This is a genomic window from Streptomyces sp. NPDC048106 (assembly GCF_040706415.1).
Classification (GTDB): Bacteria; Actinomycetota; Actinomycetes; order Streptomycetales; family Streptomycetaceae; genus Streptomyces.
Genome location: NZ_JBEZND010000014.1, coordinates 75,534 through 101,970 on the forward strand (window position 1 = coordinate 75,534; position 26,437 = coordinate 101,970).

Genomic DNA, 26,437 nt, shown 5'->3' on the forward strand with positions numbered 1-26,437 from the left:
ATCATGGGGTTGCACGGGCTGCCGCGTCCAGATGGCTGCCGAGACGACGCACCAACAGGGCCATTTCGTGGGCGAGTTGACCGACGTCGGTGTTGGCCTCGCTGAGCACGGCGAGCCGGCTGCCGTGTCCGGCCGGGGTGATGAACAGGTAGGCCTCGTCCAGCATCACCATGGTCTGGCGCACCGAGCCTGCCGCGAACCGCTCCCCCGCCGACCGGGCGAGGCCGTGGAAGCCGGAACAGACGGCGGCGAGGTGCTCGATGTCCTGCGGGGCCATGCCCTCCGAGCTGCTCAGCGCGAGGCCGTCGGCGGTGAGCAGCACGGCCTGGCGGACGTGGTCGGTGCGCGCCACGAGGTCGTCCAGCAGCCAGCCGAGGTCCGTGCCGGGGGTTCCGGCGGGTGCGGCGGGCTGCTTCGGGGTCTGGTCGTCACCGTGCATCGTCGGTGTCCGTCCCTTCGTCGGCGTGGGTGGTCACGGTGTCGTCGCCGGGTGCGCCGGACCGTGTGGGCATGCCCTTGCGGCCCTGGTCGAGTCCGCGCTGGAAGGCACCGAAGATCGCCCGCATCTCCTCGGCGTCGACCTGCCGCCGGGGCTTCTCCCCGGGCTGCGGCTCGTCGCGCAGCCCCGGCACGAGGGAGGCCTGACGGACGCGGGTGGGAAGGAGGGTGGCGGCGTCGGGGGCACCGGGACCGGCCGCGGCCGGCGCCTCGGACCGGCCACCGGCCTCGTGCGCGCCGGGCCTCCTGACGGGCGGGGGCTCGTCGTGCGCGGGCCCGGGGGCGCTGGCGCGCGCGGGCCCGGGAGGACCGGCGTGCGCGGGTGCCTGCCAGGGGGTGCCGTCTCGGGACGGCTCTTGCCGGGACACCCCGGCCTCGGACGCCGCCGTACCGTCCCGCGTGGGTTCGCTCCGGCGCCGCGAGGGCAGGGGGCGTGCCTCGCCGTGCTCCTCGGGCGGCAGCGGCACTCGTACGCCCCCGTGCCCGGGGCGCTCCACCGGCACCGGTCCGGCCTCCGGACGGGCGGTGCCCTCCGTCGGCCGGGGCTCCGCCAGGACCGTCCACGGGAGCAGCACCACCGCCGTCGTCCCCCCGTACGGGGAGTCCCGGAGGCTGACGTCGATGCCGTGGCGGGCGGCGAGGCGGCCGACGACGTAGAGGCCGAGGCGATCGTGCCGGGTGGGGTCGAAGCCGTCGGGGTCGGTGAGGGTGCGCTCCGCGTGGGCGTGGGCCTCGGCGTCGAGGCCGAGCCCGCGGTCGTCGATCTCCAGCACGAAGCCGCCGCCGACGCGCCCGGTGCGCAGGGTGACCTGGGTGTGCGGCGGGGAGAACACCGTGGCGTTCTCCAGGAGTTCGGCGATGAGATGGACGACGTCGGCGACCGCGTCCGCCGCGATCCCGGTGTCCGGCATCGGCGGCACGACGACGCGCGCGTAGTCCTCGATCTCACCGACCGCGGAGGAGACGACGTGCGCGATGGGCACGGGCCGGCGCCAACGGCGGCCGGGCGCCGAGCCGGAGAGGATGATCAGGCTCTCCGCGTGCCGCCGCATGCGGGTGGTCAGGTGGTCGATGCGGAACAGCTCGCGCAGGATGTCGGGGTCCTCGGTGCGCCGTTCCAGCGTGTCCACGAGCTTCAACTGCCGGTGCACCAGCGCCTGGTTGCGGCGCGCGATGTTGAGCAGCACCGCGAACAGGCCCCGGCGCAGGGTCGCCTGCTTCACGGCGGCCTCGACGGCGGCCAGTCGGGCGGTGTTGAAGGACCGGCCGACCTGTCCGATCTCGTCGTCGCGGTCCTCGGCGGTGGCGAGCGGCGGCGCCTCGGCCGCCGCGTCCACCTCCTCACCGGCGCTCAACCGGCGCATGACGTCGGGAAGTTGCCGGGTGGTGAGCACGTCGGCGGCGTCCCGCAGCGCCTCCAGGCGGCGCGAGATGCGCCGGGCGCCGCGCACCGCGAGCCACAGCGACAGCCCCACGGCGACCAGTCCGGCACCACCGGCGACGGCCGCCTTGGTCAGCTCCTGGTACGCGAACGCCCGCCCGCGCGCGGCGGAGTTGTCGCCTGCCGCGGTGCACAGGTCGCGGTACTGCTTGACGATCCGGTCGACGGTCGAGCGCCAGCTGTCCGCCGCGACCGCCCTGGACGCCCCGCCGGCCCCGGCCCGCAGCAGCGCGTCCTCGCCCTGGTTCAGCGAGCGGTACAGGTCGCCGCGCTGGAACGTGTCGAACAGGGCGCGGGAGTCGGCGGGCAGGTCGGGCACATAGGTCTGCTGGAAGACGCGCCGGTCCTCGATGGTCTGGGTGAGCGCGTTGTACTGGCCGGGCGTCAGGGTGGTGCCGGCCGCCCGCGCCCCGGCCACCAGCGCGTCCTCGCGGGAGACGAACTCGCGCACCCGGACCAGTTCGAAGACGGTCTGGGTCTCGCGGGCGAGCTGCCCGGCCTGGAGCGCGGTCAGCGTGGACTGGACGTCGAAGGCGGGCTCCACGAGCGCGCTGTACTGGTCGACCGCCTGGTCCCAGGTGATCTGCCGGGTGAGCACGCGCCGGCGCAGGCCGTCCAGCTTGTCGGTGGCCGCGACCATGGCGTCCAGCGACTGCCGCTGGCGCTGGGTGAGCCGGCTCCGGTCGCCGCCGCGGATCGCCTGCCGCATGGTGTCGACCACCTGGTCGGTGTGGCGCTGCTGGCCGAGCAGCCGGCCCGCGTCCGCGGCGTCGCGGCCCCCGCCGCCCAGGTAGGCGGCGGACATCCGCCGCTCGATCTGGATCTGCCCGATCGCGGTGTCGACGGGGGTGCCGAAGTCGTCGTACACGCCCTGGACCCGGATCAGCGCGCGCAGCTCCGCGGTGACGGACACCATGGCGAAGCCCCACAGGGCCATCAGGGCGATGGCCGGTGCGAGCGCGAGCGCCACGATCCGGGTGCGGACGGTGGTGGGACGGCCGAAGGGCCAGCGCATGGAAGACCTACCGGTTACCAGTCAGTAGAGAGCTCGCACAACTTACGGGACGGTCACCTCGAACCGCAACGGTGACCTGCGGTAACCCCAGGTCAGCTCACAGGAAACACAGAGGCGGCGAGGGCCTCCGCGCCCTCGGAGGGCCACTCGTTTTCGGCCAGTCCGGCAACGGGCCGGGGTCTATCCCGGCGCCCCGGAGGAGAACCTCCGCAGCAGCGGCGACAGCACCAGCACCGACTTGGTCCGCTCGACGAACGGTTCGCCCGCGATCCGTTCCAGCACCCGCTCGAAGTGCCGCATATCGGACGCGAAGACCTGTGCGATGGCATCGGCGTCCCCGGTGACGGTCGACGCCGCCACCACCTCCTGGTACCGCTCCAGCCCCCGCAGAATCGTTTCCGGCGAGGTGTTCCGGCGGCAGTAGATCTCGATGTACCCCTCGGTCTCCCAGCCGAGCGCCGCCGGATCCACCCGCACGGTGAATCCGGTGATCGCTCCGGTGGCCCGCAACCGGTCGACACGCCGCTTCACCGCGGGCGCGGACAGTCCGACCAGCTGCCCGATGTCCGCATAGGAGCGGCGGGCGTCCTCGGCGAGGGCGTGCACGATGCGTTCGTCGAGTTCGTTCAGCACAGGGGGCGGTTCACTTACTTCTTCGGTCCGTTCACTTCTCTGCCGCCACCGCGCGGTCGTCACCGGTCGCGAGACGGGAACGGCGAAAGCCGTACAGGAAGTAGAACACGAGCCCGACCGCCAGCCAGACGGCGAACACCGTCCAGGTCACGGCGGACAGGCTGCCCATGAGCCACACGCAGAAGAAGAAGCCGAGGGCGGGCAGCAGCGGCGACAGCGGCACCCGGAACGTCCGGCGCATGCCCGGCCGCGTCCGGCGCAGCACCACCACCGCCACGTTGACGAGCGCGAAGGCGAACAGCGTGCCGATGCTGGTGGCGTCGGCCAGTTGCCCCAGCGGGACGGCCGCGGCGAGGAGGCCGCAGAACAGGGACACGATGACGGTGTTGGCCCGCGGGGTGCCGCTCTTCGGGTGCACCCGGTCGAAGATCCTCGGCATCAGGCCGTCGCGGGCCATGGCGAACAGGATGCGCGTCTGGCCGTAGAGCACGGTCAGCACCACGCTCGCGATGGCGATCACCGCGCAGAAGGCCAGCAGGGTCGCCCAGAAGCTCTCCCCGGTGACGTCCCGCATGATCTGGGCGAGCGCGGCCTCGGAGCCGCTGAAGGAGCGCCACGGCTTGGCGCCGACCGCGACGGCCGCGACCAGCACGTACAGGGCCGTCACGATGACCAGCGACAGCATGATGGCGCGGGGCAGGTCGCGGGGGGCGTTCTTCGCCTCCTCGCCGGCGGTGGAGGCGGCGTCGAAGCCGATGTAGGAGAAGAACAGCGTGCCGCCCGCCGCGCTGACGCCCGCCATGCCGAGCGGCATGAAGGGCTGGTAGTTCCCGGCCCTGACGCCCATGACCCCGACGGCGCAGAACAGGATCAGCGCGGCGATCTTCACACACACCATCACGGTGTTGACCCGCGCGGACTCCTTCGCGCCGCCGAGCAGGAACACCATGGCGAGGAGGACGACGAGCAGCGCGGGCAGGTTGAAGACGCCGCCGTGGCCCGGCGGGGCGGACAGGGCGGCCGGGAAGGTGGCGCCGACGGTGCCGCTGAGCAGCTCGTTCAGGTACTGGCCCCAGCCGACGGCCACCGCGGCGACCGAGACGCCGTACTCCAGGAGCAGGCACCAGCCGCAGACCCAGGCGATCAGCTCGCCCATCGTGGCGTAGGCGTAGGAGTAGGAGGAGCCGGCGACCGGAATGGCGCCCGCCAGTTCGGCGTAGGACAGGGCCGAGAACAGCGCGGTGAGACCGGCGAGCACGAAGGACAGGATGACGGCGGGGCCCGCCTTGGGGACGGCCTCGCCGAGCACCACGAAGATGCCGGTGCCGAGCGTGGCCCCGATGCTGATCATGGTCAGCTGCCACATCCCGAGGGAGCGCCGCAGCGTTCCGCCCTCGCCCCGGCCGCCCTCGGCGACCAGCAGCTCCACGGGCTTGCGGCGCATCAGGCGCGCACCGAGGTCCGCGGGCGGCTGCTGACGCGTGATCATCGAATCCACGGTACGACATGACGGAACATCCCGCTCCGGACGCGGACGGCCCCCGCCGTTCCCCGACGGCGGGGGCCCGCGGTCAGCTCCAGCTGGCGTGCAGGGGCTTGCCCTCGGCGTATCCGGCCGCGCTCTGGATGCCCACGATGGCCCGCTCGGCGAACTCCTCCAGCGAACCGGCACCGGCGTAGGTGCAGGAGGAGCGGACGCCCGCGATGATCGAGTCGATCAGGTCCTCGACACCCGGGCGGCCCGGGTCGAGGAACATCCGCGAGGTGGAGATGCCCTCCTCGAACAGCGCCTTGCGCGCGCGGTCGTACGAGGACTCCTCGGACGTGCGGTTGCGCACCGCGCGCGCGGAGGCCATGCCGAACGACTCCTTGTACGGGCGGCCGTTCGCGTCGTGCTGGAGGTCGCCCGGGGACTCGTAGGTGCCCGCGAACCAGGAGCCCACCATCACGTTGGAGGCGCCGGCGGCCAGGGCCATGGCCACGTCGCGCGGGTGGCGGACACCGCCGTCGGCCCACACGTGCTTGCCGTACTTCCTGGCCTCTGCGGCGCACTCCAGCACGGCGGAGAACTGCGGGCGGCCCACGCCGGTCATCATGCGGGTGGTGCACATGGCGCCGGGGCCGACGCCGACCTTGACGATGTCCGCGCCGGCGTCGATCAGGTCCCGGACGCCCTCGGCGGAGACGATGTTGCCCGCGGCGATGGGCACCTGCGGGTCGAGCGCCCGCACCACCTTGATCGCGCTGATCATCGACTCCTGGTGGCCGTGCGCGGTGTCGATGACGAGCGTGTCCACGCCGGCGTCGAGCAGTTCCTTGGCCTTGCCCGCCACGTCGCCGTTGATGCCGACGGCGGCGGCGATGCGCAGCCTGCCCTTCGCGTCCACGGCCGGGGTGTACAGGGTGGCGCGCAGGGCGCCCTTGCGGGTGAGGATGCCGGCCAGCCTGCCGTCCTTGTCGACGGCCGGGGCGTAGCGGCGGTTGTGCGTGTCGAGGATGTTGAAGGCCTCGCGCGGGTCGATGTCCGCGTCCAGCAGGAGCAGGTCCTTGGACATGACCACTTCGAGCTGGGTGAAGCGGTCGACGCCGGAGAGGTCCTCGTCGGTGACGACGCCGATGGGCCGCTGGTCGCCGTCCACGACCACGCCCGCGTTGTGCGCCCGCTTGGGCAGCAGCGCGAGGGCGTCGGCGACGGTCTGGTGCGGGGCCAGCACGATGGGCGTGTCCAGGACCAGGTGGCGGCCCTTCACCCAGGAGACGACCTCGGTGACCACGTCGTTCGGGATGTCCTGCGGGATGACCACCAGGCCGCCGCGGCGGGCCACCGTCTCGGCCATGCGGCGCCCGGCGATGGCGGTCATGTTGGCGACGACGAGCGGGATGGTCGTTCCCGTGCCGTCCGGCGAACTGAGGTCCACGCCCTGCCGGGAGCCCACGGCGGAGCGGCTCGGCACCATGAACACGTCGTCGTACGTCAGGTCGTACGTGGGCCGGATGTCGTTGAGGAAACGCACGTGCTGCACATCCCAGTCGTTCAGAGGTGACCCCCCGACGGGTGCGCCAGGGGGAAAAGAGCACGTACTTCATTCTCCCATGACCCGGTCCGGCTCGTCCCCGGGCAGAACCTCCAGGGTGCCCGGCGCGCCTTCGGAGGATCCGCCGAGGGCCCTGCGGTCACCGCAGCGCGGTGCGGGCCTCGTGCAGGAAGGCCTCGCGGGCCCGGTCCAGCGCGTCCGGGCGGCCGTCGCGCCGTATCTGCTCCATGAGCGCGGTGGCCGCGGCCGCCACCTCGGCGGGTCCTTCCAGGAGGACGAGGTCGTGGGCCCGCCGCACGTCGGTGCGGTCCCCGGGCCGCCCCTCGCCGGTCCGGCGGGTCTCGGTGACGGCGCCCGCCGCCTCCAGGAAGCGGACGTACGCCTGCCGCCGCTGGTCGTGGACGCGCGCCGCCCGCTGCTCGACGGTGCTCAGCCGCAGCGCCTCCAGCGCGGCCGCCGCCTGGCGCTGTCCCGCCTCCCGCGTGGAGCGCGCCGATATGACGCTGCCGCCGAGCGCGGCGCCGGCGCCGATGAGCGCGGCCAGCAGGGCGATGAGCCACTCGTTCATGGGGTGCATTCTGCATGGACACGGCGCATCGCCGGGCCGATTCGGCCGTCCTCGGTACGATCACCTGGCCGGTCCTGCGAGTCCCGGCGAGCCTGCCTCCGCCTGTCCCACGGAACACCCCACGCGACAGGGGCACGCCAAGTAGACGGGAGAGACACGTGAAGGACGGGCGGGCGACCGGCGACGAGCGCACCGTCCTGTTCGCCGCGCGGTCGCAGAACGCGTTGCACCGGCTGCTCGACACGCTGCCCGTCTTCGCGGGCGACGACCGGATCCACCGTTACTTCACCCTCGTCCCCGGTTCCGAGTTCTCCGTGGACGCGCTGGTCGCCATCGACCGGGCGGGGGGCCGCACCCTGCCGTGGGCGGAGGCGGTCGACCGGACCTTCGCGCTGGTCCTCGCCGCCAGCCCCAAGGGCGACCTGCGCGCCCTGCACGGGCCACGCGTGCTGCTTCCGCACGGCGCCGGGTTCAACAAGTCGTTGCCGGGCGAGGGCACCGAGGACTCGGCGTCCGGGCTGGACCCCGCCCATCTCCTGCTGCCCGACGGCGCCCCGCTGGCCACCCGGTACCTGTTCTCCCACCCCAGCCAGATCGCCCGCCTGTCCCTGGCCGGCCCCGCGGTGGCGGCCCGTTCGACGGTCGTCGGCGATCCCCTGATGGAACGGTTCCTGGAGTCGCAGGACCGCCGGGACCGCTACCGCGCCGCCCTGCGCACGGGCGCCCGCACCCTCGTCGTGCTGCTGTCCACCTGGGGACCGGAGTCCCTGATCGGCCGCCGTCCCGGCCTGCCCGCCGAACTGGCCGCCGCACTCCCCCACGACGAGTACCAGCTCGCCCTGGTCCTGCACCCGAACGAGCGTGCCCGGCGCGGGACGCTCGACCTGAACGAGTACCTGGACCCCGCCCGCCAGGCCGGCCTGGTCCTGCCCGCGGTCCACGAGGAGTGGGCGTCGGTCGCCATCGCGGCGGACCTCCTCGTCACCGACCACGGTTCGGCGGCCCTGTACCCGGCGGCGCTCGACCGCCCGCTGCTCGGCGCCTACGACGGCGGCAGGGAACTGCTGCCGGGCAGCCCGATGGCCGCCCTCCTCGCCGGCGTGCCGCGCCTTTCCGGCTCGGACCCGGCGGCGCGGCTGGCGGCGGCACTGCGCGCGCACCGTCCGGGCAGCGTCCGCGCCCTCACGAAGTCGGCGTTCGCCGAGCAGGGCCGGGCACTCGACCGGCTCCGGGAGACGGTCTACGGCATGCTCGGCCTCACCCCGCCCGGCCACCCGGTACTGCCCCGGCTGCTGCCTGACCCGACCCCGGCACCGGCCACGCCCGCCGCCTTCCTGGTACGGATCGAGTACGACGGTGACGGCGCCCTGCGCGTGCTGCGGCACCCGGCGCACCTCATCCCGCCCGCACCCGCCCATCACCTCGCCGCCGAAGTGGGCACCGCGCACCGGAGGTTCACCCAGAGCGCCGCGCTGCTGCACCGCCGCGCGGGCGGCCGTCCCGGTGCGCTGACCGAGCCGGCGGACGAGTGGACCCTGCGGATCCTGCGGACCATCCCGGCGGCCGGCGCAGCGCCGCGGTCGTCGTCTCGGACACCCACGCGCTGCTGCGGCCCCGCTCCGGGCCCCTGCTGTCGGTGCGGATCGGGCCGGGCCCCGGGGCGCGGCGGGCCGCGCCGGTCGACCCGGTGCCCGTTCTGTCGGCGGTGCACGCCGCCCTCCTCGCCGGGCGGGACGGCGCGGACGCGCGCCTCGTCTGCGCGGTCGGCCCCCACCGGGTGGAGGTCCGCGTGGCCCCGGCCACCGCCGAAGAGGCCGCCCTGCCGGTCTGACAGCGGCTCAGCCGAGGCCCAGCCGCTCCCACAACTCCCGTGCCGCCGACCGGTGTTCCTCAGCCTCGGCCGCCTCGCCCAGGCTCGCGGCGAGCTCCGCGAGGGCGTCCAGGACCCTGGCCTCGTCCCGCACGCCCCGCACCGCGCGGGTGCCCTCCAGTGCCGCCCGGTAGCGCGCCCCCGCCTCGTCGGCCCGGCCGAGCCGTGCGTACACCCCGCCGAGGGCGAACTCCACGCGACCGGTGAGCCGGGTGCGGCCGTCGGCGGCGAACTCCGTGCGGGCCCGCTCCAGCAATGCGGCGGCGCGCTCCAGTTCGCCGAGGTGGGCGAGGGCCTCGCCGAGCCGGTACCGCTGGAGGGTGGCGCCGTAGGCGTTGCCGATCTCCTCGTGCACCGCCCCGGACGCCTCGAACTGCCGGGCCGCGTCCGCCCAGTCGCCGCGGGCCGAGCTGAGCATGCCCAGGAACTCCCGGGTGGAGGCGGCGAGTCTGCGCTCCGGCGCCGAGGTGCCGAAGGCGGCCCGGACGGTCGTCCACGCCTGGGTCAGCTGCCGCTCCGCCTCCTCGAACTCCCCCTGCTCCCACAGCGGCCGGGCCAGCTGGCAGCGCATCCGGACCAGCAGCCGCGGCTCGCCTGCCTGCTGGGCGGCGGCCACGCCCGCGCGGAAGGCGTCGATGTGGTCGCCGTAGTGCGGGTGGTTGAGGAAGTGGGTCCACAGCGGTTCGCACAGCGCCGCCGCCTCCGCGAGACCCCAGTCCCCGTCCCCGGCGGTGCCGGCGGTGTGGGCGACGCGGACGCAGCCGAACAGGACGTGCCGTTCGGCCTCCAGCCAGTGGTAGGCGCGGGCCGCCGCCTCGCCCCGGGCGTCCCCGGGCCGCTCGAAGAGCACATCCTGGGTGCCGGGCACCGGCTCCGCCTCGGCCGCGGTCCTGAGGCGTGGCCCGGCCGCGGCCAGGTCCGCGCGCTGGGCCTGGCGCAGGTACCAGCGCACGAGCCGCCGTAGCGCCTCCGCGCGCTCGGCCTGGTCGGCGCCCGCCTCCGCCCGGCGGCGGGCGTGGGCGCGCAGCAGCTCCGGGAGGCGCTCGCGGCCGTCGGCGCCCCGGCCGTCCAGGAGTCCGGCGGCGCGCAGTTCGGCGAGCGCGTCCTCGGTGGTGTCGGGGTCCCGGCCGAGCAGGACGTCGGCGGCGGCGACGGTGAAGGAGGGGCCGGGGAAGTGGCCCAGCAGCCGGTAGAGGCGGGCCGCGTCGGGGCCGAGGCTGTCGTAGGCCGCGTCCCACACCTGTTCCACCACGGGGACGCCCCGCTCCCTCAGTTCGGTGCCGAGCCGGTCGAGGAGCCGGGCCAGCGGCGGTTCCTGGTGGCGGCGCAGCCAGTATCCGGCGATGTGCAGCGCGGCGGGCAGGCCCGAGCACAGGCGGAGCAGTCGGCGGGTCTGCTCCGGTTCGGCGGCGAGGCGGGTGTCCTTGGTGACGCGTTCCAGCAGTTCCAGGGCGTCGGCGGCGTCGAGCGGAGCCAGTGGGAACTCGTCGGCCGCGCCGGCCTGGAGGTCGTAGAGCGGCCCGTGGCTGGTGACGATCACCAGGCTGTCGCCCGAGGCGGGCAGCAGCGGTTCGACCTCGGTGCCGTGTCGGGCGTTGTCGATGACGACCACGAGCCGTTTGCCGTGGGTGAGGGACCAGTACTGGCGGGCCCGCTCCCGGAACACGGGCGCGATCCACTCCGCGCCGAGGCCGCGCAGCAGTTCGCCGAGGACGTCGGCGATCTCCACGGCGCCGTCGCGGCGCACGTCGTCCAGGTCGACGTAGAGCACGCCGTCGGGGTGGTGCTGGTGCAGGACGCGGGCGAGGCGGAAGGCCAGTTCGGTCTTGCCGGTGCCGGCGTGGCCGCGCAGCAGCAGGCACAGCGGGCGGGTGCCGCCGTCCGCCGACCGCCGGTCCATGACCAGTTGCCGGGCCCGCGCCTGCTCCCGCTCGCGGTCCACAAAGTGCGCCGGCTCCGCCGGAACCTGATACACCACGTCTGACTGGCCCCCGTCCCGCATCGCTCCGTATCACCACGAGCCTATCGGCAAGGGGGAGTTGACATGCCGTGACGCGGGGGGTGTCGGCAGGGCGGGGTGGCGTCAGTCCAGGGCGAGGGCCACCGTGACCGGGGCGGTGCTCCCGCTCGCCTCGGTGAACACCTCCCGGGCCACCCGCCACTCGTCGGGCCGGGTCCGCGCGTACGGCTCCCACCCGGCGACGACGAGCAGCAGCCCGCGCTCGGCCGCCTCGGCCGGCCAGACCGAGGGGTCGCGGAGGCTGTCGAGGAGCGCGTCCCAGTTCCGGCCGAACCAGCCGGGCAGGCGCAGGGCCCGCGCCACGGCGTCCATCAGGCCGGCCTTGTCCGTGACCGCGGTGAGGTCCAGGGCGACGACCGTGCGGTCCGCGAGGTCCTCGGTCATCTCAGCACCGCCCGGAACGAGTCGTAGTGATCATCGGTGTAGTAGAACTCCCCGCCCTGTCCGGTGATGATGCGCCGGGCGCCGCGGTCGGGTGAGCCGGGTGTCTCCACGGTGTACTCGTGGTAGTAGCCGCGCCGGTGCTCGGGCAGGTGCCGCTCGAAGTTCCCGAAGACGATCCCGTCCCGTGCGTAGGGGTAGGGCCCGCCCCGGTCGATGAGCGCCAGCGTGCGGCGCGCCTCGGCCGGCAGCCGCGCCTCGGGCACGGTCGCCATGCCCTTGGCCCAGCCGGGGGCGGCGACGGAGCCGGAGGACGAGCCGGTGCGTGTCCCGGTGCCCGTGGTCGTGCCCGCGCCGGAGGCGCATCCGGCGAGCAGGACGGCGAGGACGACGAGCATCCCCGCGAGGAGGCGGGACAGGGGCCGGCCGGGCACCCGGCAACGGGGCCGCGCGGACGGTGGGGGCGCGAAGCGGGACGGCATGCGGACGATGCTGCCACGACCCGTGCGGCGGTACGACGACGGCGCGGCGGCCGGCCGACGGGACGGGTCGGGTCGGGTCGGGTCGGGTCGGGTCGGGTCGGGTCGGGTCGGGTCGGGTCGGGTCGGGTCGGGTCGGGTCGGGTCGGCAACGAGAGGGCCCGGCCGGGGCCACCGGGACCGGGCCGGGCCGGGGCCGGGGTCGAGGCCGGGGCCGTCGGTATCGCCTCCGCCCGTCCACGGGACCGCCCGGCAGCGCACCCCGGGCCCGGTCGCCGGACCACCGGCAACCAGACCACCGGGAACCGGACCAGTGACGCCCCGGCCCGACCGCCGGGCCGGCGACGCCACTCCCCCGCCCGAAGGACCTCGCCCCGGGCTTCCCCCTTACCGCCTACTGGCCGTCAGGGTCCTGGCGGGTCAGCGCGGCCTTCGGCGTCGGGCCGGCCGTCATCAGGTAGTCCGCGGCCGAGGTGTCCGTGACCAGGCTGGTGACCAGTCCGGAGCGGAGCACCGCGTCGATCGCGGCCGCCTTGCGCTGGCCGCCGGCGATCGCGACGACCTCCGGGATACGGCGGAGCTGGTCGGCCTTGACGGTGATGCACCGCTCCCCGAGGTCCCGCCCGATCCGGCGCCCCTCGGCGTCGAAGAGGTGCGCAGCCATCTCGGCGGCGACGCCGAGCGAGGCGTAGTGCGCCCGCTCCTCGTCGCTGAGCATGTCGTGCACCGTCGAGATGCCCGGCTCCCAGGAACCGATGGAGACGCAGGCGACCGTGACCTTGTCGAAGTACTCGAAGGCGCGGGCGATCCCGGTCTGGCTGCGCAGGGCCGCCGCGGTGGCCGCGTCCGGCAGCAGCATCGGCGCGTAGATCGGGTGGGCGTCGCCGCCCGAGACCTGCGCGGCGCGGCGGACGGCCTCGACCGAGCCTCGCTCCGAGGTCCCGGCGTCGTACACACCCGTCAGCTGCACCACGGTACACGGCGGCAGCCGGTCGAGCGCGGCGGCCATGTGGATGGTGGAGCGGCCCCAGGCCATGCCGAGCACGTCCCCCTCGTTGACCAGCTCGCCGAGCAGGTCCGCGGCGACCTCGCCGAGGTTCTCGGGGTCGGGGGTCTCCTCGGCCTCGGCCGGGGACTCGACGACGACGGCGTGCCGCAGGCCGTAGCGGGCGCGGAGCGCGTCGGAGCGCTCGGCGTCCAGCTCGGCCGGTACCCGGATCTCGATGCGTACGAGATCCCGTTCGAGAGCCGTCTCCAGGACCCGGGCCACCTTGAAGCGGCTGACGCCGAACTCCTCGGCGATCTGGATCTTGGACTTGCCCTCAAGGTAGAAGCGGCGGGCCATGGCCGCCGCCTGGACCAGCTCAGCGGGTCCCATCCGCATGGCTGACCGGCCCGCCGACATACCCGACACGGCGATCTCCTCACTGCTGTTCACACTCTGGATTCGCCGTTCATCCTTGCAGATTCGGCGCAACTGATCCGCCCTGATGGGCGGCCTTCTCTCAACCGTTCACGTAGCCGTGGTTCAGTGGTCGCATGCCCAGGACGCCTTTGCGGTGGCCGTCTCCGCCTGGGCGCGCAGGGCACGCACCGCCTCCGCCGGGTCCTTCGCCCCGTAGACCGCCGAGCCGGCCACGAAGACATCGGCGCCCGCCTCCGCGCACCGCTCGATCGTGGCCGCCGAGACACCGCCGTCGACCTGCACCCAGAGCTGGAGGCCGTGCTTGGAGATCAGCTCACGGGTGCGGCGGATCTTCGGCAGCATGATGTCGAGGAAGGCCTGGCCGCCGAAGCCCGGCTCGACGGTCATGATCAGCAGCATGTCGAGTTCCGGCAGCAGATCCTCGAAGGGCTCGATCGGCGTCGCGGGCTTGAGCGCCATGGCGGCGCGCGCACCCTTGGCGCGGATCTCACGGGCGAGGCGGACCGGGGCGGCGGCCGCCTCCACGTGGAAGGTGACCGACGAGGCGCCCGCCTCCACGTACTGAGGAGCCCAGCGGTCGGGGTCCTCGATCATCAGGTGGCAGTCCAGCGGGGTGTCCGTCGCACGGGCCAGGGACTCCACCACCGGCACGCCGAGCGTGAGGTTGGGGACGAAGTGGTTGTCCATGACATCGACGTGGAGGTAGTCGGCGCCCTGGACAGCCTTGGCCTCCTCCGCCAGGCGGGCGAAGTCGGCGGACAGGATGCTGGGGTTGATCTGCACGGCCATGCCCCCAAGACTGCCATGTCCGAGGCGGTGATGTTCCCGCCGGTCCACAGGCGAGACCGTTCATCATACCGATCCGTTGTTTGTCGGATGGTCTGCCCGTGCCTGTGGATAACCGACGGCGACGAAGCCGACGCACGCGGTGAAATGAGGACCGCGCAGCCGCTCTTCGCGACCGTCAGCCGGCGGTCCGGCGGATCAGCGCGAGGTACATCGCGTCAGTGCCGTGCAGATGCGGCCACAGCTGGATGTCCGGGCCCTCGCCGAGCGCGGGGACCCCGGGCAGCAGCGGACGGGCGTCGAGGAGTTCGGCGTCCGGGTGCTGCTTGAGCACGTCGGCGACGACCGCGCGGGTCTCGGCGAGGTGCGGAGAGCAGGTGGCATAGCCGACCACGCCGCCGACGCGCACCGAGTCGAGCGCAGTGCGCAGCAGGGCGCGCTGGAGAGGAGCGAAGTTGTCCAGGTCTTCGGGACGCCGGCGCCAGCGCGCCTCGGGCCGCCGGCGCAGCGCGCCGAGCCCGGTGCAGGGCACGTCCACCAGCACCCGGTCGAAGCTGCCGGACCGCCACGGCGGCCGCGTACCGTCCGCCGCGACGACCTGGTACGGCCCCGGGTTGCCGGCCAGCGCCTTCGCGACCAGCCCCGCCCGGTGCGGCTGCTTCTCCGAGGCGAGGAGTACGGCACCCCGCTCGGCGGCGAGCGCCGCCAGCAGCGCGGCCTTGCCGCCGGGTCCCGCACAGCCGTCGAGCCACTTGGTGTCCGGCCCCTCCAGGGGCGCGTTGGCCAGCGCGAGGGCGACCAGCTGGCTGCCCTCGTCCTGCACCCCGGCGCGGCCCTCGCGCACCGCCTCGACCGCGCCCGGCTCACCGCCCTCGGCCAGCCGCACGGCGTACGGCGACCAGTGCCCGGCCTCGGCGGCCTCCTCGCGCAGCAGCTCCTCGGTGGTGGCCCGGCCCGGCCGCGCGACCAGCGTCACCCGGGGCCGCTCGTTGTCGGCCGCGAGCAGCTCCTCGATACCGGCGCGCCCGCCCCCCAGCGAGTCCCACAGCGCGGAGACGACCCAGCGGGGGTGGGAGTGCACGACGGCGAGGTGGTCCTCGGGATCCTCGTCGTAGGGCGGCGCGACCTTGCCGATCCACCCGTCGAGGTCGTCCTGGGCGACCTTGCGCAGGACCGCGTTGACGAACTTGGCCCGCCCGTCGCCGAGCACCACCCGGGCGAGTTCCACGGTGGCGGACACGGCGGCGTGCGTCGGGATCCGCGTCCCGAGCAGCTGGTGCGCGCCGAGGCTCAGCACGTCCAGCACCGGCGGGTCCACCTCGCGCAGCGGCCGGTCGACACAGGCGGCGATCACGGCGTCGTACGTGCCCTGCCGGCGCAGCGTGCCGTACACCAGCTCGGTCGCGAGCGCCGCGTCACGCGCGTCGAAGTCGCTCTTCTCCCGCGCCTTCCTCAGCAACGGGGGCAGCACGAGGTTGGCGTAGGCGTCCCGCTCGTCCACCGCCCGCAGCGCCTCGAAGGCCAGGATGCGGACGGGGTCCTTCTGCGGACGCCGGTAGGGCTTGGCGGGCTTACGACCCCGCCGCGACTGCTCGCTCACGAAAAAGGTGCTCCGGAAGTGAAAGGGGGTGTGCGGCCAAGCCTACGTCGACGAGGGGGCGGAGGGCGCTGGGGTGGGGAGGGGGAGGGGGTGGGGGGGAGGGCCCCCAGAGACGGAACGCCGCCCAGACAGCCGGACCCCCGAAAGACACCCCGGAATGCCCGGCATGCCGGAGCCCCCCGCCCTCCATCCGCACGCCGCGCCGAAAAGCCCCCTCGGCCCGTCGTCGCGCCCGCCCGGTCCGGTTCAGCCGCCCAGGGTCTCGCCCTCGCCGATCCGTACCCCGCGGGCCCAGTCGGCCGCGCGCATCGGCTTCTTGCCCTGGGCCTGGACCCAGAGGAGTTCGACGGCGTGGGAGCCGGTGCCCGCGTGCACGTTGTTCTTGCCCGCCGCGAGCCGTCCCGGTGCGAGGTCGGTCCGCTCGGGCACGGGGGTGACCTGGATGAGTTTGAGCCGCTCGCCGCGGAAGGTGGTCCAGGCGCCGGGCGCCGGGGTGCAGCCGCGCACGACCCGGTCGACGCGCAGTGCCGGCGCGGCCCAGTCCACCTCGGCGTCCTCGACGTTGATCTTCGGCGCCAGGGTGATGCCCTCGGCCGGCTGCGGCACGGCCTTCAGGCTGCCGTCCTCGATGCCGTCCATGGTGGCCGCGAGCAGCCCGGCCCCGGCGAAGGCCAGCCGGGTGAGCAGGTCGCCGCTGGTGTCGGTGGGCCGGATCACCTCGGTCACCGTCCCGTACACCGGCCCGGAGTCCAGGCCCTCCTCGATGAGGAAGGTGGACGCGCCGGTGATCTCGTCGCCCGCCATGAGCGCGTGCTGCACGGGCGCGGCGCCGCGCCAGGCGGGCAGCAGCGAGAAGTGCAGGTTGACCCAGCCGTGGGCGGGGATGTCGAGGGCGACGCGGGGCAGCAGGGCGCCGTAGGCGACGACGGGGCAGCAGTCCGGGGCGATCTCCGTCAACCGCGCGAGGAACTCGGGGTCCCGCGGCTTGGCCGGCTTGAGCACCTCGATGCCGGCCTCCTCCGCCCGCTCGGCCACGGGCGACGCGACCAGCCTGCGGCCCCGGCCGGCGGGGGCGTCGGGCCGGGTGACGACGGCGGCCACCTCGTGCCGCCCGGAGGCGAGCAGGGCGTCCAGGGCGGGAACGGCGACCTCGGGGGTGCCTGCGAAGACGAGCTTCATGGGCGGGATCGGGCCTCTCGGGCGGGGATCGGACGGGCAGCGCACCAGTCTATGGCCGCCCGGGACCGGCACCTCGCGGAGCACGGCGGCAATCAACTCGCCCGGCTTCCGGGTCAACTGGAAACGGGCGGCGCGCGGGTGGGACTGACGGCGTACGCATATGCCCGCACGCCCCCACCCCGTGACCAGCGGAGCGCAAACGCGTTGGTCAAGAGAGAGTTGACCACATAGGGCCGCTTCAGCCGCCCGATTCCTTTCAACGCCGGTTCGAGAGGCTTGTTCATGGCCGACCACGCAACCCACGACGCCCAGGCTCGGGCCAGCCTGCACTTGCTGGTGCGGGACATCGAGCGGGTCCGCCGGCAGGTGGACGCACTGCGCACCCTCACCGCCCAGTTGGGCAACGTCTACCGCCCACGCCGCACCGGCCCGTCCACGGGCTTCGTCGTCTACGGACGCGCCCCCGCCCCGACGGTCCGCCTCGCCCAGGAACTCCGGGACAGTGTCGAGACCCTGGTCACGGCCGCCGTGGACTTCGACCGCTCGCTCGGCTTCTCCTGGGACGCGGTGGGCTCGGCGCTCGGGGTCACCAAGCAGGCGGTGCACCGCCGTTACGGGGCCCGCCGCGCCGCTGCCCAGGCGGCCGCGGAGGCCGAGCGGGCCCCGGAGCCGTCCGGCACCCGCACGCTCGACGGGAACCCCGGGCTGCCCGTGGTGCCGACGGTTCCCGCCGCCCGTTCCATGCCCACCCAGCCGACCGCGGGCAGGCCGGCGCTCCGGGAGGACGTCCGCCCGACGGCCTTCCCGGGCCCGCGCAACGGCTGACCGGCCCCGCCCGCCCTGCCGGGAACTCCCGGTGAACTCCCGGGAGTCCAGCGGAAGCCTCCGGGCGGGCTCCCCGAGGGGCCGGCCTCCGGCGGGGCGCAGCCCCCGCCCTCAGCCGATGTCCGGCGGATCGATCCGCACCCTCACCCGCGCCGCCTCCCCGCTCCCCCGCGCCATCCGCGCGGCCTGTGCGGTCTTCAGGGCGGAGGCCAGTGCCGAGCCGCTGCCCGGCGGAACCCGGACGAGGGCCCGCTCCCAGTGCTCGCCGGCAGGCGCCGCGCCGGGCCTGCGGGGCGCCCCGGGCGGGGCGGGCGGCAGCGGTACCGGGCCCAGTACCTCGGCGTCCGGCGGCAGTTCGACCGCGGCGAGGAATTCCGCGACGGCCGCCGGCGTGCCGGACACGGCCGCCATCCGGGACACCGGCGGGAAGCCCAGTTCGGCCCGTTCGGACAGCTCGCGCAGCGCGTGCCCGACGGGGTCCCAGCGCACCAGCGCCTGCACGGGCCGCAGGGTCGGCTCGGCCACCACGACCACCGTGCCGCCCTCGCCCTGCGGCCGGACCAGCGCCGCCGCCGCGATCCACCGGCGCAGCGCGTCCTCACCGGCCCGCAGGTCGGGTCGTACGAGCATGGCCCAGCCGTCGAGCAGCAGCGCCGCCGCGTAGCCGCCCTCGGCGACGGGTTCGGCGCCCGGGGTGCTCACCACCAGCGCGGGGGTGCCCGGCACGGTGTCCAGCACGTGTTCGCGTCCCGAGGTGCGCACCGGCACGGCGGGGAAGGCCCGGCCCAGTTCCTCGGCGGTGCGCCGGGCGCCCACCACCTGGGCGCGCAGCCGGAAGCCGCCGCACTCGGGGCAGTGCCAGGCGCCCTCCTCACGCCCGCACCAGCCGCACCGCAGCACGCCCGCGTCCTGCCCCTGAAGCGGCCCGGAGCAGTGCCGGCAGCGCGCCGGGGCCCGGCACTGGGCGCAGGCCATGCGCGGCGCGTACCCCCGGCGCGGCACCTGGACCAGCACCGGCCCGTGCCGCAGGCCCTCGCGGGCCGCCTGCCAGGCGAGGGTGGGCAGCCGGGCGGCGCGGGCGGCCTCGTCGCGGGCGAGGTCCTCGTCCCCGACGGTGCGTACGAGGGGCACGGACCGCCGTATCCGCTCCCGTCCGGCGGTCAGGGGGCGCGCCCAGCCGCTCTCGACCAGTTGGGCCGCCTCCACGGTGCAGGCGAAGCCGCCGAGCAGGAAGGCGCACTTGTCGAGGGTGGCGCGCAGCAGCAGGACGTCGCGTGCGTGCGGTTGCGGGGCGTGCTGCTCGCTGTGGCTGTCGTCGCCGTCGTCCCAGATCGCGACGAGCCCGAGGTCGCGTACGGGCGCGAACATGGCCGCCCTGGTCCCGACGACCGCCCGTACGGATCCGCGCCGTACCGCGAGCCACTGCGCGTACCTCTTCTCGGGGCCGGCGTCGGCGGTGAGCAGGGCGTGGTGTCCCTGCCCGAGCAGGGCGGTCAGCGCGGTGTCGACGCGTGCGGCGGCCCGTCCGTCGGGTACGACGACGAGCGCGCCGCGTCCCGAGGCGAGTGTGGCGGCGACGGCGCGGGCCAGTTCCTCGCTCCACAGCGGTCCCGGCAGGGCGCCCCACACCGCCCGCGGGGCGCCGCCGGAGGCCAGTGCCCCGAGGAAGGCGCCGCCCTGCTCGTACCGCGCCCAGGAGCCGGGGTCGGGTGCCTCGGGGGGTGGCAGGGGTGCGGGCGAGGGTCGTTGTTCGGCGCGGGCGCTGCGGGGCGGTACGGCGAGCTGGAGCACGTCGGCGAGGCTGCCCGCGTACCGGTCGGCGACGGCGCGGGCGAGGCCCAGCAGTTCCGCGCCGAGGACGGGTTCGGGGGAGACGACCTGGGCGAGCGCGGCGAGGGGGCCCGAGTAGTCGGACCCGGCCCGGCGTTCGACGAGGAAGCCGTCGATGAGGCCGCCGCCCTCCCGGCGGCCTTCGCGCACGCGGTGCCGTCCGGCGCCGAACCGCACGCGCACCCGTACGCCGGGCTGGGCCTGTTCGTCCAGTTCGGCGGGGACCGCGTAGTCGAAGTAGCGGTCGAGGTGGAGGACGCCCTTGTCGACCAGCACGCGGGCGACGGGCAGCCGCTCGGCGAGGGCGGCGCCCCGCCAGGTGCGCGGCTTGGCCCGGGGCGTCTTCGCCTTGCGCACGCTTTCCCGGATGAGGGCGAGCTGCTCCGGCGGCGCCCCTTCGGCCCCGCCGTCCCCGTCCGTGCGGGGTCGTCCGTTCTCGCTGCTCACGCTTGCATTCTTACCAAACCCGGCTGACAACGCCCCGGCTGCGGCCGGGGGCCCCGAAAGCGCCGGGGCCCGGCCCCCCTGGAGGGGGGCCGGGCCTCGTCGCGCGGTCTCGGGATCAGACGCCCGCGGCCTTGCGCAGGGCGTCCACGCGGTCCGTGCGCTCCCAGGTGAAGTCGGGCAGCTCGCGGCCGAAGTGGCCGTAGGCCGCGGTCTGGGCGTAGATCGGGCGGAGCAGGTCCAGGTCGCGGATGATCGCGGCCGGGCGGAGGTCGAAGACCTCGTCGATGGCCTTCTCGATCTTGTCGGTGTCGACCTTGTGGGTGCCGAAGGTCTCCACGAACAGGCCCACCGGCTCGGCCTTGCCGATCGCGTACGCCACCTGCACCTCGCAGCGCGAGGCCAGACCCGCCGCCACGACGTTCTTGGCGACCCAGCGCATCGCGTACGCGGCCGAGCGGTCCACCTTGGACGGGTCCTTGCCCGAGAACGCGCCGCCGCCGTGGCGGGCCATGCCGCCGTAGGTGTCGATGATGATCTTCCGGCCGGTCAGGCCCGCGTCGCCCATCGGGCCGCCGATCTCGAACCGGCCCGTCGGGTTGACCAGGAGACGGTAGTTCTCCGTGTCCAGCTTGATGCCGTCCTCCAGCAGCGCCTTCAGCTCCGGCTCCACCACGAACTCGCGGATGTCGGGGGCGAGCAGCGACTCCAGGTCGATGTCGGAGGCGTGCTGCGAGGAGACGACGACCGTGTCGAGGCGGACGGCCTTGTCGCCGTCGTACTCGATGGTCACCTGCGTCTTGCCGTCCGGGCGCAGGTAGGGGATCGTGCCGTTCTTGCGGACGTCCGACAGGCGCTTCGACAGCCGGTGCGCGAGGAAGATCGGCAGCGGCATCAGGGTCGGGGTCTCGTCCGACGCGTAACCGAACATCAGGCCCTGGTCGCCCGCGCCCTGCTTGTCCAGCTCGTCGCGCTCGCCCTCGGCACCCTCGACGCGGGACTCGTAGGCCGTGTCGACGCCCTGCGCGATGTCCGGGGACTGCGCGCCGATGGAGACGGACACGCCGCAGGAGGCGCCGTCGAAGCCCTTCTTCGAGGAGTCGTAGCCGATCTCCAGGATCTTGCCACGCACCAGGTTCGCGATGTCCGCGTACGCCTTGGTGGTCACCTCGCCGGCCACATGGACCAGGCCGGTGGTGATGAGCGTCTCCACGGCGACCCGGGAGGCCGGGTCCTCGCGCAGAAGCGCGTCGAGAATGGTGTCGCTGATCTGGTCAGCGATCTTGTCGGGGTGACCCTCGGTCACGGACTCCGAGGTGAACAGGCGACGGGACACAACGCTCCCTGTGGTTGCAGCGGCTGCTGGCTGATCATTTGCAGTCGACGCGGGGCTGCGCCCGGTCGACCTTGGAACAGTTTATCGGTCGCACTCGGCCGATGGGCCACTGTCTCGCCTCTCGGGAGCGCTGTGACCTGCGGCACTGGCATTCTGCCCAATGGCCGACGACCTTGGCCAGGGTAACGGTCCCCGACTTGAGCATGGCTTGAATCCGTCCCCGGATTCGCCCGGTCGGCCACTTCGGTTCAGTCCAGGCGGGCCACGACCAGGTCCCAGACGACGTCGGCCAGGGCCTCCTTGGGCCCGTGCGGGACGGGGTTCTCGCTGCCGTCGGCGCCGAGCACGACGGCCTCGTTCTCCTCGGAGCCGAAGGTCTTGCGCTCCCCCACCTCGTTGACGACGAGCAGGTCACAGCCCTTGCGGACGAGTTTGGCGCGACCGTTGGCGAGGACGTCGTCGGTCTCGGCGGCGAAGCCCACGATCACCTGTCCGGCCCTGGCCCGTTCGGCGGAGACCTCGGCGAGGATGTCCGGGTTGCGGACCAGCACGATGGGCTCGGGCTCCTTGTCGTCCTTCTTCTTGATCTTGCCGGTGGCGTAGGCCGCGGGGCGGAAGTCGGCGACGGCCGCGGCCATGACGACGGCGTCGGCGTCCGCCGCGGCCTTCAGCACGGCCTCGCGCAGCTGGACGGCGGTGCCGACCCGTACGACGTCGACGCCCGCGGGGTCGGGCAGGTGGGTGTTGGCCGCGATCAGCGTCACCCGGGCGCCGCGGGCGGCGGCGGTGCGGGCGAGCGCGTAGCCCTGCTTGCCGGAGGAGCGGTTGCCGAGGAAGCGCACCGGGTCCAGGGGTTCGCGGGTGCCGCCCGCGGAGACCACCACATGGCGTCCGCGCAGGTCGGGCTCCTGGACGCCGCGGGCGAGCACCCGGCGGCAGACCTCGAAGATCTCCGTGGGGTCGGGCAGCCGGCCCTTGCCGGTGTCGACGCCGGTGAGGCGGCCGACGGCGGGTTCGACGACGACGGCGCCCCGGCGGCGCAGCGTGGCCACGTTCTCCTGGGTGGCGGGGTGTTCCCACATCTCGGTGTGCATGGCCGGGGCGAAGACCACGGGGCAGCGGGCCGTCAGGAGGGTGTTGGTGAGGAGGTCGTCGGCGAGGCCGTGGGCGGCCTTGGCGAGCATGTCGGCGGTGGCGGGGGCGACCACGACGAGGTCGGCGTGCTGGCCGATGCGGACGTGGGGCACCTCGTGCACGGAGTCCCAGACCTCGGTGGCGACGGGGTTGCCGGACAGGGCGGAGAAGGTGGCGGCGCCGACGAAGCGCAGCGCGGACGCGGTCGGCACCACGCGCACGTCATGGCCCGACTCGGTGAACCTTCTCAGCAGCTCACAGGCCTTGTACGCGGCGATGCCACCGCTGACCCCAAGTACCACCCTCGGCTTGTCCACCATGCCTCCTCGGTCCGGAAAACCTGCAACACCCATGACACACCACAGGCCCGGCAGGGTGACTGCCGGGCCTGTGGATAAATCATCTGCGGTCTGAAAGAACTACTGCGCCGGGCCCTCGATGGCCTCGGAGGTCAGCAGACCGGCGTTGATCTCGCGCAGGGCGATCGAGAGCGGCTTCTCGTGGACGTGGGTGTCGACGAGCGGACCGACGTACTCGAGGAGGCCCTCGCCGAGCTGCGAGTAGTACGCGTTGATCTGGCGAGCACGCTTGGCCGCGTAGATCACGAGGCTGTACTTCGAGTCGGTGGCCTCGAGGAGCTCGTCGATCGGCGGGTTGATGATGCCCTCGGGCGCGGTGATGGAAGAGGACACGCTCTACCTTCCGATGGATGGAAAAGAATCAGTGATCATGATCAGCGTCACGATTACACAACGTCCATCAAGGCTAGCAGCTCACGGGCCACGTCCTCGACGGAGGTGTTGACCAGGGTCTCGTGGAACTCCGGCTCGGCCGCCAGTTCGGTCCTGGCCGCCTCCAGGCGGCGCTCGATGACCTCGGGCGGCTCGGTGCCCCGGCCGGTGAGCCTGCGCACCAGCTCCTCCCAGGAGGGCGGAGCCAGGAACACCAGCCGGGCGTCGGACATGGACTCACGGACCTGGCGGGCGCCCTGGAGGTCGATCTCCAGCAGGACGGGCTCGCCCTTCTCCAGCCGCTCCAGGACGGCCGCGCGGGGCGTGCCGTACCGGTTGCCGGCGAATTCGGCCCACTCCAGCAGCTCGCCGTTGGCGATCAGCTTGTCCATCTCCTCGTCGGTGACGAAGAAGTAGTGGACTCCGTGCTGCTCGCCGGGGCGCGGCGTGCGGGTGGTCGCCGACACCGAGAGCCAGACCTCGGGGTGTTCCTTGCGCATATGGGCGACGACCGTGCTCTTGCCGACCCCCGAGGGGCCGGAGAGCACGGTCAGCCGCGGACGTTCACTCATGCAGCGATTATTCCAGCAATCCCGGGGTGCCCGGGACTCCCGGTCCGGTGCGGGCCCGGACTCAGGCGCCGGTGCTGCCGAACTCACGCTCCAGGGAGGCGATCTGGTTGGAACCGAGACCCCGCACGCGGCGGCTCTCGGAGATGCCCAGACGCTCCATGATCTGCTTGGCGCGGACCTTGCCCACGCCCGGCATGGACTCGAGCAGCGCGGAGACCTTCATCTTGCCGATGACGTCGTTCTCCTGGCCCTGCTTGATGACCTCGTGCAGGGAGGCGCCGGAGTGCTTGAGTCGATTCTTGACCTCGGCCCGCTCCCGGCGAGCCGCGGCGGCCTTTTCGAGCGCGGCTGCGCGCTGTTCAGGGGTAAGGGGCGGAAGAGCCACGCCTACGTCACCTCGGATGTCGAACTGTCGGATACGGACCGGTGAGGAACCTAGTCGCCCCACACCTGGGGAGCCACGAGCAACACGCTTGCCCGTTCACCCTCGCTCGGAGACTAGCGGCCAAGTCCGCCAGAGTCAGCGAGAACAGCGGAAAAGTCCTGGTCAGCCTCCGTCAGGCCGGACATTTCAGACAAACTGCCCTCGTTTTGAGGATGTATTCACACTCAAGTCGGCACCGGTCCGCTCAGCCGAGCACCTGACGGCGGGGATCAGGCCCCCGGGACGGCCGTCCGGATCTCCTCCGTGAAGCGTTCGGCCGCGCCGCGCAGCGCCCCCACGTCGGGTCCGTGCCGCAGCACGCCCCGGCTGACGTTCGGCACGACATTGCGCACGGCCGCCCCGAAGACCCCCGGGAGGTCGGCCGGGGTCGCGCCCTGGGCGCCGATGCCGGGCGCGAGCAGCGGGCCGTTGATGTCCAGATCGTAGGCGGACAGGTCGCCGAGCGTGGCGCCGACGACCGCGCCGAAGGAGCCCAGCGGCTCCTGTCCCGCGTTCTCGGCCGCCAGGTGCGCCAGCATGGTCGCCCCCACGCCGCGGCCGTCGGCGCGCACCGCGTGCTGCACCTCGCCGCCCTCCGGGTTTGAGGTCAGCGCGAGCACGAACAGCCCGGAGCCGTTCTCCTTGGCCAGCGCCACGGCCGGGCTCAGCGAACCGTAGCCGAGGTACGGCGAGACGGTCAGCGCGTCGGAGAACAGCGGGGCGTCCCGGCGCAGGAACGCCTCGGCGTACGCGGCCATGGTCGAGCCGATGTCGCCGCGCTTGGCGTCCATCACGACCAGGGCGCCCGCCGCGCGCGCCTCCTGGACCGACTTCTCCAGGACGGCCAGGCCGCGCGAGCCGAACCGCTCGAAGAAGGCGATCTGCGGCTTCAGTACGGCCACCCGGTCGGCCACCGCCTCCACGACGGTGCGGCTGAACCGCTCCAGGCCCGCCACGTCGTCGCCGAGGCCCCACTCGGCGAGCAGGGAGGCGTGCGGGTCGATGCCGACGCACAGCGGGCCGCGCTCGTCCATGGCGCGGCGCAGCCGGGCGCCGAAGGGCTCGATCGGGCTCGTGCTGGTCATCGGGGCTTCCTCACGTCGGCGCCGACCGCGTCGGCGAGGGTGGCGTACGGGCTGGTGCGCAGCCGGGCGGCGAGGCCCTTGTGGATCGCGCGGCACCAGAAGGGGCCCTCGTAGACGAAGGCGCTGTAGCCCTGGACCAGCGTGGCGCCGGCCAGGATGCGCTGCCAGGCGTCCTCGGCGGACTCGATGCCGCCGACGCCCACCAGGGTGAGCCGGTCGCCCACCCGCGCGTACAGGCGGCGCAGGACGGCCAGGGAGCGGGCCTTGAGCGGCGCGCCGGACAGGCCGCCGGTCTCCCCGGTCAGCGACGCCGGGGACCGCAGGCCCAGGTCGTCGCGGGCGATGGTGGTGTTGGTGGCGATGATGCCGTCCAGGCCCAGTTCGACGGCCAGGTCGGCGACGGCGTCGATGTCCTCGTCGGCGAGGTCCGGGGCGATCTTCACCAGGAGGGGGACGCGGCGGTGGGCGACCGTGCGGTCGGCGGCCGCGCGGACCGCGGTCAGCAGCGGGCGCAGGTGGTCGACCGCCTGGAGGTCGCGCAGGCCGGGCGTGTTCGGCGAGGAGACGTTGACGACCAGGTAGTCGGCGTACGGCGCGAGGCGCTCGGCGGACTTCACGTAGTCGGCGACGGCCTCCGCCTCCGGGACGACCTTGGTCTTGCCGATGTTGACGCCGACCACGGTCCTGAAGACGGGTTCGCGGGTGGCCAGGCGGGCCGCCACGGCCAGCGAGCCGTCGTTGTTGAAGCCCATGCGGTTGATCAGCGCGCGGTCCGCCACGAGCCGGAACAGCCGCTTCGGGGAGTTGCCGGGCTGGGGCTCGCCGGTGACCGTGCCGATCTCGACGTGGTCGAAGCCGAGCATCGACATCCCGTCGATCGCCACGGCGTTCTTGTCGAAGCCGGCCGCGAGTCCGAACGGGCCGTGCATCCGCAGCCCGAGGGCCTCGGTGCGCAGTTCCTTGTGGCGGGGCGCGAGGGCCGCCGCGACGAAGGTGCGCAGCACCGGGACGCGCGCGGCGAGCCGGATCCAGCGGAAGGCGAGGTGGTGGGCCTTCTCGGGGTCCATCCGTGTGAAGACCAGACGGAAGAACAGCTTGTACATCTGGGAAGTCCTCTGGGTTCTC

The 26,437-nt window shown here is 73.8% G+C and carries 23 protein-coding genes; 2 read left to right on the forward strand and 21 right to left on the reverse strand.

The window, feature by feature from the left end:
* Nucleotide 1: 1 nt before the first annotated feature.
* The 6 genes from AB0927_RS16920 to AB0927_RS16945 all read right to left on the reverse strand — a co-directional run bounded on the left by AB0927_RS16920 (nucleotide 2) and on the right by AB0927_RS16945 (nucleotide 7,190).
* Nucleotides 2-439 (reverse strand): roadblock/LC7 domain-containing protein, encoded by a 438-nt coding sequence (locus AB0927_RS16920; RefSeq protein WP_366668363.1) that lies wholly within the window; start codon nucleotides 437-439, stop codon nucleotides 2-4.
* On the reverse strand, nucleotides 429-2,954 hold the full coding sequence (locus AB0927_RS16925) for a nitrate- and nitrite sensing domain-containing protein (RefSeq protein WP_366668364.1): 2,526 nt from the start codon (nucleotides 2,952-2,954) through the stop codon (nucleotides 429-431). The genes AB0927_RS16920 and AB0927_RS16925 overlap by 11 nt, the downstream gene beginning before the upstream one ends.
* A 180-nt stretch (nucleotides 2,955-3,134) precedes the next feature.
* Entirely contained in the window at nucleotides 3,135-3,587 is a 453-nt protein-coding gene (locus AB0927_RS16930; RefSeq protein ID WP_366668365.1) for an Lrp/AsnC family transcriptional regulator, read from the reverse strand.
* A gap of 31 nt (nucleotides 3,588-3,618) precedes the next feature.
* On the reverse strand, nucleotides 3,619-5,076 hold the full coding sequence (locus tag AB0927_RS16935; RefSeq protein ID WP_366668366.1) for an amino acid permease: 1,458 nt from the start codon (nucleotides 5,074-5,076) through the stop codon (nucleotides 3,619-3,621).
* Between the two features lie 82 nt (nucleotides 5,077-5,158).
* On the reverse strand, nucleotides 5,159-6,601 hold the full coding sequence (locus AB0927_RS16940) for a GuaB1 family IMP dehydrogenase-related protein (RefSeq protein WP_366668436.1): 1,443 nt from the start codon (nucleotides 6,599-6,601) through the stop codon (nucleotides 5,159-5,161).
* Nucleotides 6,602-6,761: 160 nt separating this feature from the next.
* Nucleotides 6,762-7,190 (reverse strand): hypothetical protein, encoded by a 429-nt coding sequence (locus AB0927_RS16945; RefSeq protein ID WP_366668367.1) that lies wholly within the window; start codon nucleotides 7,188-7,190, stop codon nucleotides 6,762-6,764.
* A 1,528-nt stretch (nucleotides 7,191-8,718) separates the two neighbouring features.
* On the opposite strand from AB0927_RS16945, the gene AB0927_RS16950 reads away from it, so the two are divergent.
* The gene (locus tag AB0927_RS16950) at nucleotides 8,719-9,021 is read left to right on the forward strand and encodes a hypothetical protein (protein ID WP_366668368.1); all 303 of its coding nucleotides are present in this window, start codon (nucleotides 8,719-8,721) and stop codon (nucleotides 9,019-9,021) included.
* A gap of 7 nt (nucleotides 9,022-9,028) precedes the next feature.
* On the opposite strand, the gene AB0927_RS16955 is transcribed toward AB0927_RS16950, so the two are convergent.
* From AB0927_RS16955 to fmt, 7 genes are all read right to left on the reverse strand, one after another.
* Nucleotides 9,029-11,038, reverse strand: a complete 2,010-nt coding sequence (locus AB0927_RS16955) for an NB-ARC domain-containing protein (protein ID WP_366668369.1) — start codon at nucleotides 11,036-11,038, stop codon at nucleotides 9,029-9,031.
* Nucleotides 11,039-11,143: 105 nt separating this feature from the next.
* Nucleotides 11,144-11,464, reverse strand: coding sequence for a barstar family protein (locus tag AB0927_RS16960; protein ID WP_366668370.1), 321 nt, complete (start codon nucleotides 11,462-11,464; stop codon nucleotides 11,144-11,146).
* Nucleotides 11,461-11,943 carry a ribonuclease domain-containing protein gene (locus AB0927_RS16965; RefSeq protein WP_366668372.1) on the reverse strand — a complete coding sequence of 161 codons (483 nt, stop codon included), beginning with the start codon at nucleotides 11,941-11,943 and terminating at the stop codon, nucleotides 11,461-11,463. The genes AB0927_RS16960 and AB0927_RS16965 overlap by 4 nt, the downstream gene beginning before the upstream one ends.
* A 391-nt stretch (nucleotides 11,944-12,334) precedes the next feature.
* The gene (locus tag AB0927_RS16970; protein WP_366668373.1) at nucleotides 12,335-13,378 is read right to left on the reverse strand and encodes a sugar-binding domain-containing protein; all 1,044 of its coding nucleotides are present in this window, start codon (nucleotides 13,376-13,378) and stop codon (nucleotides 12,335-12,337) included.
* Nucleotides 13,379-13,468: 90 nt separating this feature from the next.
* Nucleotides 13,469-14,155, reverse strand: coding sequence for a ribulose-phosphate 3-epimerase (gene rpe / locus AB0927_RS16975; RefSeq protein ID WP_366668374.1), 687 nt, complete (start codon nucleotides 14,153-14,155; stop codon nucleotides 13,469-13,471).
* 175 nt (nucleotides 14,156-14,330) lie between these two features.
* Nucleotides 14,331-15,752 carry a transcription antitermination factor NusB gene (locus AB0927_RS16980; protein WP_366668375.1) on the reverse strand — a complete coding sequence of 474 codons (1,422 nt, stop codon included), beginning with the start codon at nucleotides 15,750-15,752 and terminating at the stop codon, nucleotides 14,331-14,333.
* 246 nt (nucleotides 15,753-15,998) lie between these two features.
* Nucleotides 15,999-16,931 carry a methionyl-tRNA formyltransferase gene (fmt, locus tag AB0927_RS16985; RefSeq protein ID WP_366668376.1) on the reverse strand — a complete coding sequence of 311 codons (933 nt, stop codon included), beginning with the start codon at nucleotides 16,929-16,931 and terminating at the stop codon, nucleotides 15,999-16,001.
* A gap of 282 nt (nucleotides 16,932-17,213) precedes the next feature.
* Here fmt and AB0927_RS16990 point away from each other — a divergent pair, with 282 nt between their 5' ends.
* A complete protein-coding gene (locus AB0927_RS16990) occupies nucleotides 17,214-17,756 on the forward strand; it encodes a hypothetical protein (protein WP_366668377.1) in 543 nt (180 codons plus the stop codon).
* A gap of 111 nt (nucleotides 17,757-17,867) precedes the next feature.
* Here the strand turns inward: AB0927_RS16990 and AB0927_RS16995 are convergent, their stop codons facing one another.
* From AB0927_RS16995 to AB0927_RS17030, 8 genes are all read right to left on the reverse strand, one after another.
* Nucleotides 17,868-20,033, reverse strand: coding sequence for a primosomal protein N' (locus tag AB0927_RS16995; RefSeq protein ID WP_366668378.1), 2,166 nt, complete (start codon nucleotides 20,031-20,033; stop codon nucleotides 17,868-17,870).
* 115 nt (nucleotides 20,034-20,148) lie between these two features.
* On the reverse strand, nucleotides 20,149-21,366 hold the full coding sequence (metK, locus tag AB0927_RS17000; protein WP_366668379.1) for a methionine adenosyltransferase: 1,218 nt from the start codon (nucleotides 21,364-21,366) through the stop codon (nucleotides 20,149-20,151).
* A gap of 248 nt (nucleotides 21,367-21,614) precedes the next feature.
* Complete coding sequence (coaBC, locus tag AB0927_RS17005) at nucleotides 21,615-22,817, reverse strand: bifunctional phosphopantothenoylcysteine decarboxylase/phosphopantothenate--cysteine ligase CoaBC (protein ID WP_366668437.1); 1,203 nt, start codon at nucleotides 22,815-22,817, stop codon at nucleotides 21,615-21,617.
* A 102-nt stretch (nucleotides 22,818-22,919) separates the two neighbouring features.
* Nucleotides 22,920-23,192, reverse strand: coding sequence for a DNA-directed RNA polymerase subunit omega (gene rpoZ, locus AB0927_RS17010; protein ID WP_005319902.1), 273 nt, complete (start codon nucleotides 23,190-23,192; stop codon nucleotides 22,920-22,922).
* Between the two features lie 53 nt (nucleotides 23,193-23,245).
* The gene (gene gmk, locus AB0927_RS17015; RefSeq protein WP_366668380.1) at nucleotides 23,246-23,803 is read right to left on the reverse strand and encodes a guanylate kinase; all 558 of its coding nucleotides are present in this window, start codon (nucleotides 23,801-23,803) and stop codon (nucleotides 23,246-23,248) included.
* A 61-nt stretch (nucleotides 23,804-23,864) separates the two neighbouring features.
* Nucleotides 23,865-24,188, reverse strand: a complete 324-nt coding sequence (locus AB0927_RS17020; protein ID WP_037651003.1) for an integration host factor — start codon at nucleotides 24,186-24,188, stop codon at nucleotides 23,865-23,867.
* Nucleotides 24,189-24,457: 269 nt separating this feature from the next.
* Nucleotides 24,458-25,312 carry an orotidine-5'-phosphate decarboxylase gene (pyrF, locus tag AB0927_RS17025; protein WP_366668381.1) on the reverse strand — a complete coding sequence of 285 codons (855 nt, stop codon included), beginning with the start codon at nucleotides 25,310-25,312 and terminating at the stop codon, nucleotides 24,458-24,460.
* Complete coding sequence (locus AB0927_RS17030; RefSeq protein WP_366668382.1) at nucleotides 25,309-26,415, reverse strand: quinone-dependent dihydroorotate dehydrogenase; 1,107 nt, start codon at nucleotides 26,413-26,415, stop codon at nucleotides 25,309-25,311. Before AB0927_RS17030 ends, pyrF begins: the two co-directional genes overlap by 4 nt.
* Nucleotides 26,416-26,437: the final 22 nt, after the last annotated feature.

Excerpts from the sequence above, each read along its gene's own strand:
- AB0927_RS16920 (WP_366668363.1), bottom strand. The coding sequence starts at position 439 with ATGCACGGTGACGACCAGACCCCGAAGCAGCCCGCCGCACCCGCCGGA.
- AB0927_RS16925 (WP_366668364.1), bottom strand. The coding sequence starts at position 2,954 with ATGCGCTGGCCCTTCGGCCGTCCCACCACCGTCCGCACCCGGATCGTG.
- AB0927_RS16935 (WP_366668366.1), bottom strand. The coding sequence starts at position 5,076 with ATGATCACGCGTCAGCAGCCGCCCGCGGACCTCGGTGCGCGCCTGATG.
- AB0927_RS16945 (WP_366668367.1), bottom strand. The coding sequence starts at position 7,190 with ATGAACGAGTGGCTCATCGCCCTGCTGGCCGCGCTCATCGGCGCCGGC.
- AB0927_RS16960 (WP_366668370.1), bottom strand. The coding sequence starts at position 11,464 with ATGACCGAGGACCTCGCGGACCGCACGGTCGTCGCCCTGGACCTCACC.
- AB0927_RS16965 (WP_366668372.1), bottom strand. The coding sequence starts at position 11,943 with ATGCCGTCCCGCTTCGCGCCCCCACCGTCCGCGCGGCCCCGTTGCCGG.
- rpe (WP_366668374.1), bottom strand. The coding sequence starts at position 14,155 with ATGGCCGTGCAGATCAACCCCAGCATCCTGTCCGCCGACTTCGCCCGC.
- fmt (WP_366668376.1), bottom strand. The coding sequence starts at position 16,931 with ATGAAGCTCGTCTTCGCAGGCACCCCCGAGGTCGCCGTTCCCGCCCTG.
- AB0927_RS16990 (WP_366668377.1), top strand. The coding sequence starts at position 17,214 with ATGGCCGACCACGCAACCCACGACGCCCAGGCTCGGGCCAGCCTGCAC.
- gmk (WP_366668380.1), bottom strand. The coding sequence starts at position 23,803 with ATGAGTGAACGTCCGCGGCTGACCGTGCTCTCCGGCCCCTCGGGGGTC.
- pyrF (WP_366668381.1), bottom strand. The coding sequence starts at position 25,312 with ATGACCAGCACGAGCCCGATCGAGCCCTTCGGCGCCCGGCTGCGCCGC.
- AB0927_RS17030 (WP_366668382.1), bottom strand. The coding sequence starts at position 26,415 with ATGTACAAGCTGTTCTTCCGTCTGGTCTTCACACGGATGGACCCCGAG.